Consider the following 13,000-nt stretch of genomic DNA (forward strand, 5'->3'; position numbering starts at 1 on the left):
TTTATTTATATAAATTTATAGTATATTAGTATTATTTGATAAAGTTTCTATTTTAGAAATAAAAATATGTATATCCAAATAGGAAAGTAGATATTGTTCTATATGTTAAAATGGATATGGCTTTATTATAAGAGAGTAATTTTACGTACGGGTTTTGTTTTAATTTTTAAAAGTATTTTGTTTTGAATTTTTAATGAATAATAATAATAATAATAATAAATTATCTCAGAATTTGATTGATGGTTGGTTAGGTGCTTTGGAGTTAAATTTTGCTTTACGCAAGGGGCGTAGCGTGCTTACAAAATGTAAGCATATTGGTCCATTTTATGTGAAAAAGAGTTTTTATTCAAAAGGTGATAATACTCCACATGTATATTTGTTGCATCCTCCTGGTGGATTAGTTGGAGGAGATAAGTTGACATTAGATGTTAAATTGGAATCAGGTAGCAGAGCATTATTGACGACACCTGGTTCTTCTAAATTTTATCGTAGTAATGGCATTTGCGCAGTACAGAAGCATACATTTACATTAGAGCGTAATACTGCTTTGGAATGGGTCCCTCAAAGCAGTATTTTTTTTCCTAAAACAAAAGCAAAAATAGATACTACCTTTATTATAGAACAGGGATCTAAAATTATATCATTTGAAATGTTATGTTTTGTAAATTCATCATTAGGTATTTATGTTTATCCAGAAGAAGTAGAGATTTTTTTAAATATTTGTTTATCTAATTCTGTTGGTTTACAGGAGAGACTTCAGATTAATGAGTCTAATTGTATTATGAAATTAGGAGGATTTAAAATAAGCGCTTTACTTTTTGCTATTCCATCAGATGAAAAAATATTGGATATGGTACGCAAACTTATTACATCAGTTAAATATTTTCAAGTCGGAGGTGCTACATTATTAGATAATATTCTTGTAGTGCGACTATTGGGCAATGATAATCAATATTTAAAAAAATTGCTTTGTCATATTTGGTATGTTATACGTCCGTTTGTAATTGGGAGAGAAGTTACAATACCTCGTATTTGGTCGACATGAGTAGAGAATTTATATATGAAACTATTACCCCGTGAAAAAGATAAATTATTATTGTTTACGGCAGCATTATTGGCAGAAAGGCGCCGTAATAGAGGTTTGAAACTAAATTATCCAGAAGCAATAGCATTGATTAGTTCTGTAATTTTAGAGGGAGCACGTGAAGGAAAAAATGTGGCTGAGCTAATGGACATAGGAAAGAATATATTAACTAGAGATGATGTTATGGTGGGAGTACCTGAAATGATTACTGATGTACAAGTAGAGGCTACTTTTACTGATGGAACTAAATTAGTAACGGTACATGATCCGATAATTTGATAGTAATTAAATGAGTATGTTTATTATATGATCCCAGGTGAATTCTATATTTCCAATGGAAATATAGAATTAAATGTTGGAAGACAGCAAGTTTTAGTAACTGTTATTAATTATGGAGATAGACCTGTTCAAATTGGCTCCCATTTTCATTTTTATGAAGTTAATACTGCTTTAAAATTTAATCGAGTTCTTGTTCGTGGTTTTCGTTTGAATATTCCGTCAGGAACAGCAATACGTTTTGAGCCAGGGCAGTCTAGAACTGTGGAGCTTGTAAAATATACAGGAGCATGTAAAATTTATGGTTTTTGTAAAGCTATTATGGGTAAGTTGAATTAATTATGAGTAATGTATTGTCTAGGCATGAGTATGCTTCTTTATTCGGACCAACTATAGGCGATTCTGTTCGATTAGCTGATACTGAATTGTGGATAAAAGTAGAAAAGGATTTTACTGTGTATGGAGAAGAAGTAAAATTTGGAGGAGGTAAAGTTATACGAGATGGTATGGGTCAAGGACAAATGAGTAGTAAGGATTGTGTTGATTTAGTATTGACTAATGTAATAATTGTTGATTATTGGGGGATAGTAAAAGCAGATATTGGTATAAGTAATGGCCGTATTACGGGTATTGGGAAATCAGGAAATCCAGATGTTCAACCAAATGTAACGATATTTATTGGACCTAGCACAGACGTAATAGCAGCGGAGGGTAAAATCGTTACTGCCGGAGGAATTGATTCTCATGTTCATTTTATTTGCCCTCAACAGGTAGAAGAAGGGTTATGTTCTGGGATTACTACATTTATTGGAGGAGGTACTGGGCCAACAACGGGAAGTAATGCAACAACCTGTACTCCAGGTCCTTGGTTTTTATCTCGCATGCTACAAGTAGCAGATGTTTTGCCTATTAATATTGGGTTTACTGGTAAAGGTAGTGCCTCTTTACCTAAGGCTTTAGAAGAGCAAATAATTGCTGGGGCTATTGGTTTGAAGATTCATGAAGATTGGGGAGCAACACCTGCAGCTATTGATTGTTGTTTAAATGTGGCCGATCATTTTGACGTTCAAGTTTCTATTCATACTGATAGTTTAAATGAATCGGGATTCGTTGAAGATACTTTATCTGCGATTAAAGGGAGGACGATACATGCTTATCATACTGAGGGTGCAGGCGGTGGGCATTCTCCAGATATCATACGTATGTGCGGATTTAATAATATATTACCATCATCTACTAATCCTACTATGCCTTATACTATTAATACAATAGATGAGCACTTAGATATGATGATGGTTTGTCATAATCTTAATCCTAATCTGCCTGAAGATATGGCCTTTTCAGAATCTAGGATTCGTAAAGAGACTATTGCTGCTGAAGATATTTTACATGATCTTGGAGCTTTATCTATGATTTCTTCTGATTCTCAAGCTATGGGGCGAGTTGGGGAAGTTATTTTACGTACTTGGCAAACAGCTCATAAGATGAAGTCACAAAGGGGTTCATTATCAGGTGATGATAAATATAATGATAATATTCGTATAAAACGGTACATCGCTAAATATACAATTAATCCCGCAATAACACATGGTATTTCTCATGAGGTTGGTTCTATTGAAATAGGAAAGTTAGCGGATTTAGTATTATGGTCTCCTGCTTTTTTTGGGGTCAAACCAGAATTAATAATTAAAGGTGGTATGATTAACTCTGCTATTATGGGAGATCCTAATGCTTCTATACCCACTCCACAACCCATACATTATCGATTAATGTTTGGAGCACATGGTAATGCAAGACATGCGACACGTATGACATTTTTATCTAAAGTTGCTTATCATTCAGAATTAATAAATAGTTTAAAGTTAGTTAGTTTGATTGGTAAAGCTTATAAGTGTAGAGATATTCAAAAAAAGCATATGATTAATAATTCTTGGCAGCCAATGATTGAGGTAGATCCTCAGACTTATCAAGTACGTGCAAATGGAGAGTTATTAACGTGTGAGCCTTCATCTTCACTGCCTATGTCACAACGTTATTTTTTATTTTAGTATAAATGAAATTATATACGAAAACGTATATATGCGTATTTATAATAGTGAACATTGTTTTGTTATGAATTGTTTTTAAAAATTTTATTTTTAATTGTTATGATATCAGTAATTACTATAGGTTCTGTTGTAGTTTTATGGAAATAAAGTTATATATGTGGTTTGTACTATTTATTTTTATTGTTATGGTTATTTTGTATGATTAAATTTATAGATTCAAGACATGATAAATATATTTTTAAAGTTTGTTCAAAGAATTGTTATTGTGGCAAAATGAGCATTAATTATTATATTTTTTATTTTTATCTTTATGCTTGGATTGGATAAGTAGGTTCTTCAGAATCTTATAATAATGAATTGTATGTATGTTTGTTATTGTGTGTTTATAATAGATTAAAGTTTAAACGACGGTATCTATATAAATAATTTATGAATACGTTATTTCAATTATATTATGTGTGTTACTCAGAGTGAAAATTCATTGTTATCTTTAATGCAGTTGATCAGTTCTAATTTTCCTTTGGGAGGATTTGCATATTCACGAGGTTTAGAGTGGGCTGTAGAGTATGGTTGGGTAAATTCTGTAGAAACTTTTTCTGCGTGGCAACAACAATGGATTGATGGGCCATTAATTCATTTAGAGTGGCCTATGCTTAAGCGTTGTTATTATTATACTCAAATTAGAGATGAAATTAAATTTTTTCAATGTGTATTAAAAATTTTATCATGTCGTGATACTCGTGAGTTTAGATTAGAAGAAAACCAACGTGGACAAGCAATGATGAAGTTAATATTGCAGTGGTATCCGTTGACTCATGATGATATTTGGTTATCAGCTTTAGAGCGTAGTGGTTTAGCGTCTATAGCATGGTTAGGGTGCATGTGGGGCATTCCCTTAAAAGATTTAGCGTTAGGATATGCTTACAATATGTTAGAATCGTCTATTATGGCAGGATTAAAATTGATACCTTTTGGGCAAAGAGCTGCTCAAAAGTTGTTAAGATATTTGATGGGATTTTTTCCAAATGCTTGGAATAAGGCGGATATGATAATGGATCATGAGTTAGGCAGTAGTTTTTTATTGCAATCTATAGCATCTTCTTGTCATGAAACACAGTACTCACGATTATTTCGGTCTTAAAAGTATTTGATTTTACTATGATACCTATATAGTATTAAGTACTATATGATGATTAATTTTAATTAAAGGGATATATATATTTTGTTGTGTAAAAAATATACTCCTCCATTTCGAATAGGTGTAGGTGGTCCAGTAGGATCAGGTAAAACTGCATTACTTGAAGTATTATGTAAAAAAATGAAAAATAATTATCAATTAGCGGTAGTAACCAATGATATTTATACTAAAGAAGATCAACGTATTTTGATAGATGCAAATGCTTTATCGGCTGATCGTATTATTGGTGTGGAAACCGGGGGATGTCCTCATGCTGCTATTCGTGAAGACGCTTCTATGAATTTGTTAGCTATAGAAGAATTAACCTATAAATTTAAGAATTTAGACATTATTTTTATTGAAAGTGGTGGAGATAATTTAAGCGCTACGTTTAGTCCGGAATTATCAGATTTAAATTTATATGTTATTGATGTAGCTGCAGGTGATAAAATACCTCGAAAAGGAGGACCGGGTATTACACGTTCTGATTTTTTAATAATTAATAAAATTGATTTAGCTGCGTACGTAGGAGCATCTTTAGAAATTATGACTAGAGATACGAATTGTATGAGAAAGGGTTTACCATGGTCTTTTACTAATTTGAAAATAGGTCATGGTGTACAATGTGTTCTTGATTTCATTTTGGAGAAACGGTTATCTTTATTAGCTTAAAAATATAGGGATGTTATTTATATAATGGTAATTTATATGCTTGCATTTATTATCAATAGACAATAAATGCAAAAGTTTCAAGATTTTGATATGTAAATGTGTGTTTTATGCGTCTATTTTGTTTTAAGGTAAAGGCATTACAGAAATTTTTCATTATTTATAATTTTTATAGGTAGTAGAAAATGTAAAATTTGTTAGTTTTTATTTTTAATAGGGATTAATTACAAGTATTGTGTTTTTGATATAAATAATTATATTTTATTATTTGATATGATGGGGTTATTCTTGTCGTTGTGTTTATGATAATTCCATGCGTTTATAGAAGCGTATATTAGTCTGACAAATAATATCATAAAACTGATGAATAATACCCACTTAGTGATACGTACTTTTGTTTTCTTTTTTTTCATACAAACAACTAGTAACTTTATTTAAAGAGTCGAAAAATAATATAATCAAATATGATTGCCATAATTTGTATATATGTTTTGTTCAATAAAATTTCTTTGTTATAAGCTGTATTGTTTTAATACTTAAATATTAAGTTGAAAATTGATAAAAAATTAAAAAAATAATTTTTTATCAATTTATATAAGTTAAAATTAATGTATTATACAAATTTTTATTTAGTGTTTATTTTGTTTTATTTTTTCAAATAATATTATGTTTATGAATTATATAAATCAGTAATTATTACTGAAGTTGTATTTAATGCTAATATTAGATATTTTATAATATGTTTAATTGAATTTTATATTTAATAAATTAAATATAAAATTCACTATTACGACTATACTAGAGTTATGAATTTATTTCTATATTGTCAACAATATAAAATATTTGTTGACAATATATGATGTTTTATATTTATAAAACGATTATTTACTCAGATAATCGATAATATAAATAGATTATATTATGTTATTTAAATATTAAAATTTGATTTATGTTATACATGGAAAATAAATGATGTAATCAATTTTGGGTAAGCTCTTACTTTATCAATGTATTCTACAAATATCAATTAAATAATATCTTATATTTATTTTAATAGATTTATGAATATTATTATACATGGTCGTTAGAAAGTATAATTTTTAGGATTTGAAAGTTTACTTTCATGGAGAACAAAATTGATATGAAAATAGTTGAAGTTAGGCATCCATTAGTTCAACATAAATTAGGATTGATGCGTATTTGTGATATTAGTACTAAACGTTTTAGAGAGTTATCTGCAGAATTAGGAAGTTTATTAACTTATGTAGCTACTGATGATTTAGAAGTAGAAATAGTAACTATCAAGGGATGGTGTGGACTAGTTAAAATTGCGCGTATTAAAGGAAAAAAAATAACAGTAGTGCCAATATTAAGGGCTGGCTTGGGTATGATGAATGGTGTATTGGAGCACCTTCCAAGTGCACGTATCAGTATAATAGGAATTTATCGTAATGAAATTACTCTTGAGCCGATTCCATATTTTCATAAATTAGTTTATAATATAAATGAACGTATGGCTATGGTGTTAGATCCTATGTTAGCTACTGGTGGATCAATAATTGCTACTATTGATTTATTAAAAAGGTTTGGATGCAGTAACATAAAAGTTTTATCGATAGTAGCAGCGCCAGAGGGAATTGAAGCCTTAGAAAAAAAACATCCAGATATTGAATTGTATTTGGCCTCTATAGATCAAAAAATTAATAAACATGGTTATATTATTCCAGGTTTTGGGGATGCTGGTGATAAAACATTTGGAACTAAATAATATATAATTTTTATATAGTTAAAATTTATATATATATAAATATATATAAACTTATTTGTTAATAAATACAGATCAGTATGCCGTTAATAATTAATAATTGATTTTTATAATTAATAATTATAAAATATTGATGGTATTAATTTTTTGTATTGAGCAATGCTATTTTATATAGCTCAGCCAATAGATTATATAAAAATTATTTATATCATTATTATTTTATAATTTAAGATAATGTAATACGATTTGATCGTGATCAACAGGTTTAAAATGTGTAAATACTTGTTCTATGATACCGGTAGAATCTATTATAAAACTAACACGATGTATTCCGTTGTATATTTTTCCCATGAATTTTTTTTCTCCCCATGCTCCAAATTTTTTAGTGACTTTATAGTGTTCGTCAGAGAGTAAAGTAAAACGTAACATTTCTTTTTCATGAAATTTTAAAAGTTTCTCTGGTTTATCGTTACTAATTCCAATTATTTCTACGTTTAATTTTTTAAATATATCTATATTATCTCTTAATTTACATGCTTGTATGGTGCATCCTGGTGTCATAGCTTTAGGATAAAAATAAATAAGTACTTTTTTCCCTATGAAGGAATAAAGATCAACTGAAATACCATCTTGATCAGGTAAAATAAAGTGGGGAGCTTGATCTCCAGGTTGTAATAATGCCATAGTAATATTCCATTGAATAATTAATAAATTAATATACATTAATTACACTTTAATACTACTTTTAACTCTTGTATAGAATATAATTAAATTATTTAAAAAAAGTTTATATCTGTATATGACGATCATTTAAAAATTATTTGTTATAAGAATGACAGAGAACTATTTTTAAATAATCATTTAGTATTGAATATATCCTTAACGAATAATAATTTACTTAATAATCAAAAATATAATGAAAATAATTTTTAATTCATTTAAAATATTAAACGATGGTAAATGATATGTGTATTCATACATAAGTATACTATAAGAATTATAATATTATTTGTTATATTAAAATGAAGTTAATAAATATTTTATGTCTGTCTCTTGTTTAGTTGGGCTTTATTAAATATAAAAAATCTTATATATTAAGTTTATTGGAGATAATAGTTCATGTTTACCGGAAGTATCGTCGCTTTAATCACCCCAATGGATTTACAAGGTTCTGTAGATTGGATAAGTTTAAAAAAACTTGTTGATTATCATGTAACTAGTGGTACAACAGCTATTGTTTCTGTCGGAACGACTGGGGAAATGTCTGGACTTACACAGGAAGAACATGTTGATGTGGTTATGAAAACTTTAGAGTTTAGTGATGGTAGATTACCTGTTATAGCAGGTACTGGTGCAAATTCGACAGCAGAGGCTATTTCATTAACTAGTAAATTTAATAATAGCGATATAGCTGCTTGTTTAAGTGTAACGCCCTATTATAATCGTCCTAATCAAGAAGGGTTATTTCAACATTTTAAAGCTATTTCAGAAAGTACAGAATTACCCCAGATATTATACAATGTTCCATTGCGTACTGGGTGTGATATGGTGCCAAGTACTGTTTCTCGTTTATCAAAGATAAAAAATATAATTGGTATTAAAGAGGCGACAGGAAATTTAAATAGAGTAAATCAATTAAAACAGCTCGTTCATGAAGATTTTATTTTATTAAGTGGAGATGACTTAAGTGCATTAGATTTTATGAAACTTGGAGGAGTCGGAGTAATTTCTGTTACTGCCAATGTTGCTGCAAAAGAAATGGCTGACTTATGTAAATTAGCAAATAAAAATGATTTTTTAAATGCACAATACATCAATCAACGCTTGATGCCTATTCATAAAGCATTATTCATTGATTCTAATCCTATACCAGTAAAATGGGCTTGTAAAGAATTAGGGTTGATTTCATATGATACTTTGCGTTTACCTATGACCTATTTATCTGAGGTATATTGTCATGTATTAAAGAAGGCTTTAATAGATTCAGGATTATTTTATACTTAAAATAATTATAAATAATTATATTTATAAGGGTTTTAGTTTTAATGTTAACTTTTTTAAAGATTTTATGTGTGATATTGTTATCGGCTTGTTCTTCTGAAATATATAAGGACAATCGCTGTAAACTTAATGGAAATCTAAAATATTTAGATACTGTATCTTTATTGGAATTAAATTTACCAGAAAATTTAGATATTTTATTGCCTGTATCATATGATGATTATGTTATCCCGAAGATTAGCAACATTAATGTTGATATTCAAAAAATAGGTAAAAAATTAAATATATGCCCTCCATCGGTGTTGTCTACAGAAATAACGCATACATCTTGTTTAATTAATATTGAAAATTAACTAAATATAATCAAAAATTTTTTGTCATTATGTTTTTGAGTATACAGAATACTCATAGTTATTGTTGATATAGAAGTAAATCTTCTATTATTTTTTGATATATAGAGCTAAGTAATTTTAGATCTGCTAAATCAATGTATTCATTGATTTTATGGATAGTATGATTACGTGCGCCTAATTCTATAACTTCTGTTCCCATTTTAGCTATGAAACGTCCATCAGAAGTGCCCCCTGTAGTTTCTAAACAAGGTTCAAATTTTTGATAATATTTAATAGCATTGACTACAACATTAGTTAGTTTTCCTGGATTACTGAAATAAGGTTCTGCAGAAAGTTTCCAATCAATATTATAAGTTAAAGAATAATATGTAAGTATTTTATTTATACCTTTTTTAATGTCTTCAATAGAAGATTTATTATTAAAGCGAAAATTAAAGTCTAATGTAACTGTATGAGGTATAATATTACTATTATTGTTGTTATTCGTATAAATATTTGTAATCTGTATAGTAGTAGGAGGGAAAAATACATTTTTTTCTTGATCCCATGTAGTATTTAGGAGATCTGATAATATTGGAATAACTAAATGGATTGGGTTTTTTGAGAATTGGGGGTATGCTACATGACCTTGTGATCCATATATTGTTAATTGTCCCATAAGTGAACCACGTCTTCCATTTTTTATAATGTCTCCAATTTGATGTTGACTTGATGGTTCACCTACTATACAATAATCTATATGTTCGTTGCGCATCATTAAAGATTCTACAACTCTTGTAGTTCCATTTATTCCAGTTCCTTCTTCGTCAGCAGTAATAAGAAATGCAAGTCGACCTTGATAATTGGGATTTTTGTTTATAAAATTATCGGAGGCAACTAACATAGCAGCTAATGCACCTTTCATATCCACCGCTCCTCTCCCGTGTAATGCGTTATTGTGTATTACACCTGAGAATGGGGGATGATTCCAGTGCTGTATGTTTCCAGGGTCTACCACATCAGTATGCCCAAGAAATAATAATGTAGTAGTATGTTTTTGTTTTTTACCATTATTGCCATGGTATGCCCAAATATTAAGCGTATCATCAAATTGCATGAGCTCTATTTTAAAATTTAATTTTTGTAAATAATCCACAATTATTTCATGGCAATTATTATTTCTTGGGCATACTGATGGTTGTTTAATTAATTTTTGAGCTAATATTTCTAATTTAGAAAAATTCATATTGTTTGTTTTTATTTATAATATTTATGGATCAAAAATTAATTAAGCTTGATAATTATACATTTGAAATTGTACATTTATCAGAAATTAATATTTGTGATAAATGTACTTTAATTTATATAGTATATATAAATTAAAGTACATACGTATTTTTATTATGTATAAAATATTTTATGGTTACTTATTAATTTATAAATTTATTTAATAATTTATATGATTTCTCGATTACATAATCTACAGTAAAGTTGAAAAATTTAAATAATTGATTTGGTGGAGCTGATTTTCCAAATTCATTCATACCTATTATTTCACCATATAATCCAACATATTTATACCAATAATCAGTACTACTAGCTTCAATAGCTATTCTATTAATTATTGTATTTGGTAATACGTATTCACGGTAAGATACATCTTGTTGATCAAATATATCAGTAGAAGGTAAGGAAACAACTCGTACTTTATATCCTTCATTGGTTAAGCGGTAATATGAATTTATGGCTAGTACTATTTCTGATCCAGTAGCAATGATAATTAATTCAGGCACGCCTTGGCAATCTTTTAGAATGTACCCTCCTCGAGCAATATTGTTAGTTTGTGTTGATGTGCGTTCTTGTTGTATAAGGTTTTGTCTAGATAAAATTAGCGCGGTTGGGCCATGATGTTCAATTGCAGATTTCCAAGCAACTGCTGTTTCTACTTGGTCACAGGGGCGCCATACTGTTAAATTTGGAGTCATACGTAAATTTGATAATTGTTCTATAGGTTGATGAGTCGGACCGTCTTCTCCTAACCCAATAGAATCATGAGTATAAATCATAATATGATGACTGTTCATTAACGCTGCCATACGAACCGCGTTACGTGCGTATTCAACAAATGTTAAAAATGTAGCGGTATAGGGTAGAAAAGCTCCATAATTAGCAATACCGTTAGCAATCGCAGTCATACCAAATTCGCGTACACCGTAATGAATATAATTTCCAGCAGCATTTTTCATAATAGAGGAAGATTGAGACCAAGTTGTTAAATTGCTGGGTGTTAAATCTGCTGATCCGCCAAAAAGTTCCGGCAATTTTTTGGAAAAAGATTCAATTGTAATTTGAGAAGCTTGACGTGTAGCAATATTTTTAGGGTTCATTTGTAAGTTTTCGATAAATTTTTTCGTTTTTTTGTACCAATCATCAGGTAATTTTCGTTGTATTCGTCTTATTAATTCTTTTGATAAATCAGGATAAGTAAGTGTGTATTTACAAAATAGTTGTTTCCAAGCATCTTCTTTTTCTTGACCTATTATTTTAGCGTTCCATAATTTATATATTTTTTTAGGTATAACAAACTGGGGTTCATGCCAATGGAGGGCTTTTCGTGTAGCAGCTACTTCTTCTGGTCCTAGCGGAGCGCCATGTGCGCTGTGTGTACCGCTTTTATTTGGTGATCCAAAAGCAATAATAGTATTACATATTAATAATGATGGTTTATTCGGTATAGACTTAGCTTGGTTAATTGCAATTTTAATAGAATCTCTATTATGTCCGTTTATATTACGTATTACATTCCATCCATAAGATTCAAAGCGCATAGCAGTATCATCCGTGAACCATTCTGTTATATTGCCATCTATAGAAATACCATTGTTATCATAGAACATAATTAATTTATTTAGTTTCATGGTTCCAGCTAATGAGCAAACTTCATGAGAAATACCTTCCATCATGCACCCATCTCCTAAAAATACATAAGTATAATGATCAATGATATTAAATTGCATACGATTAAATTGAGCTGCTAGTGTTCGCTCAGCAATTGCTAATCCCACAGCATTAGCTAGGCCTTGTCCTAATGGTCCTGTTGTAACTTCAACTCCATCAGTATGTCCATATTCTGGATGTCCAGGTGTTTTAGAATTTAATTGTCTAAAATTTTTTAGATCTTCTATAGATATAGAATATCCAGTTAAATGTAGTATACTATATAGTAGCATTGATCCATGTCCATTAGATAGAACGAATCTGTCTCTATTAATCCAATTTGGATTGATTGGATTATGATTTATGTAATCTCTCCATAATACTTCAGCAATATCAGCCATACCCATGGGACAACCAGGGTGTCCGGAATTAGCCTGTTGTATGGCATCTATGCTTAGTATGCGTATAGCATTAGCTAATATTTTATTTGTTATTAACATAAAGTGTTTTCCTAATATTAAATTTTTAATTAAAAGATTATTTATTAAAATATTGTTTCTTTATAGAGAATTGTTGAGTGTATTGAATAATTTTCTATAGCCATGTTATTTTGTTATGTTTTAAAAACGAATAATATAAAAATAATTTTATTAAATATTTTATTTCTTTTTGTAAATAAAATATTTAGGAATCTGTATATTTCAGGCTAAT

At 29.2% G+C, this 13,000-nt stretch carries 12 protein-coding genes; 9 read left to right on the plus strand and 3 right to left on the minus strand.

Going from position 1 to position 13,000, the window contains the following annotated elements:
• The first annotated feature begins 193 nt into the window (after nt 1-193).
• The 7 genes from VOI34_RS01160 to upp all read left to right on the plus strand — a co-directional run bounded on the left by VOI34_RS01160 (nt 194) and on the right by upp (nt 7,022).
• The gene (locus VOI34_RS01160; RefSeq protein ID WP_331828624.1) at nt 194-1,045 is read left to right on the plus strand and encodes an urease accessory protein UreD; all 852 of its coding nucleotides are present in this window, start codon (nt 194-196) and stop codon (nt 1,043-1,045) included.
• 15 nt (nt 1,046-1,060) lie between these two features.
• Nucleotides 1,061-1,363 (plus strand): urease subunit gamma, encoded by a 303-nt coding sequence (locus VOI34_RS01165; protein ID WP_331828625.1) that lies wholly within the window; start codon nt 1,061-1,063, stop codon nt 1,361-1,363.
• Nucleotides 1,364-1,390: 27 nt separating this feature from the next.
• The gene (locus VOI34_RS01170) at nt 1,391-1,699 is read left to right on the plus strand and encodes an urease subunit beta (protein ID WP_331828626.1); all 309 of its coding nucleotides are present in this window, start codon (nt 1,391-1,393) and stop codon (nt 1,697-1,699) included.
• 2 nt (nt 1,700-1,701) lie between these two features.
• Nucleotides 1,702-3,408: an urease subunit alpha gene (gene ureC / locus VOI34_RS01175; RefSeq protein WP_331828627.1), complete on the plus strand. Its 1,707-nt coding sequence runs from the start codon at nt 1,702-1,704 to the stop codon at nt 3,406-3,408.
• Nucleotides 3,409-3,862: 454 nt separating this feature from the next.
• On the plus strand, nt 3,863-4,549 hold the full coding sequence (locus tag VOI34_RS01180; RefSeq protein WP_331828628.1) for an urease accessory protein UreF: 687 nt from the start codon (nt 3,863-3,865) through the stop codon (nt 4,547-4,549).
• A gap of 84 nt (nt 4,550-4,633) precedes the next feature.
• Complete coding sequence (ureG, locus tag VOI34_RS01185) at nt 4,634-5,257, plus strand: urease accessory protein UreG (protein WP_443092747.1); 624 nt, start codon at nt 4,634-4,636, stop codon at nt 5,255-5,257.
• A gap of 1,138 nt (nt 5,258-6,395) precedes the next feature.
• Nucleotides 6,396-7,022, plus strand: coding sequence for a uracil phosphoribosyltransferase (upp, locus tag VOI34_RS01190; RefSeq protein WP_331828630.1), 627 nt, complete (start codon nt 6,396-6,398; stop codon nt 7,020-7,022).
• Nucleotides 7,023-7,238: 216 nt separating this feature from the next.
• Here upp and bcp read toward each other — a convergent pair whose 3' ends face one another.
• On the minus strand, nt 7,239-7,703 hold the full coding sequence (gene bcp, locus VOI34_RS01195; protein WP_331828715.1) for a thioredoxin-dependent thiol peroxidase: 465 nt from the start codon (nt 7,701-7,703) through the stop codon (nt 7,239-7,241).
• 435 nt (nt 7,704-8,138) lie between these two features.
• On the opposite strand from bcp, the gene dapA reads away from it, so the two are divergent.
• Nucleotides 8,139-9,023, plus strand: a complete 885-nt coding sequence (gene dapA / locus VOI34_RS01200) for a 4-hydroxy-tetrahydrodipicolinate synthase (protein WP_331828631.1) — start codon at nt 8,139-8,141, stop codon at nt 9,021-9,023.
• Between the two features lie 68 nt (nt 9,024-9,091).
• Nucleotides 9,092-9,373, plus strand: a complete 282-nt coding sequence (locus VOI34_RS01205) for a hypothetical protein (RefSeq protein ID WP_331828632.1) — start codon at nt 9,092-9,094, stop codon at nt 9,371-9,373.
• A gap of 58 nt (nt 9,374-9,431) precedes the next feature.
• Here VOI34_RS01205 and dapE read toward each other — a convergent pair whose 3' ends face one another.
• Nucleotides 9,432-10,598, minus strand: coding sequence for a succinyl-diaminopimelate desuccinylase (gene dapE / locus VOI34_RS01210; RefSeq protein ID WP_331828633.1), 1,167 nt, complete (start codon nt 10,596-10,598; stop codon nt 9,432-9,434).
• Nucleotides 10,599-10,782: 184 nt separating this feature from the next.
• Nucleotides 10,783-12,789: a transketolase gene (gene tkt / locus VOI34_RS01215; protein WP_331828634.1), complete on the minus strand. Its 2,007-nt coding sequence runs from the start codon at nt 12,787-12,789 to the stop codon at nt 10,783-10,785.
• Between the last annotated feature and the right edge of the window lie 211 nt (nt 12,790-13,000).

It is taken from the genome of Candidatus Blochmannia sp. SNP, assembly GCF_036549215.1.
GTDB lineage: Bacteria > Pseudomonadota > Gammaproteobacteria > Enterobacterales > Enterobacteriaceae > Blochmanniella.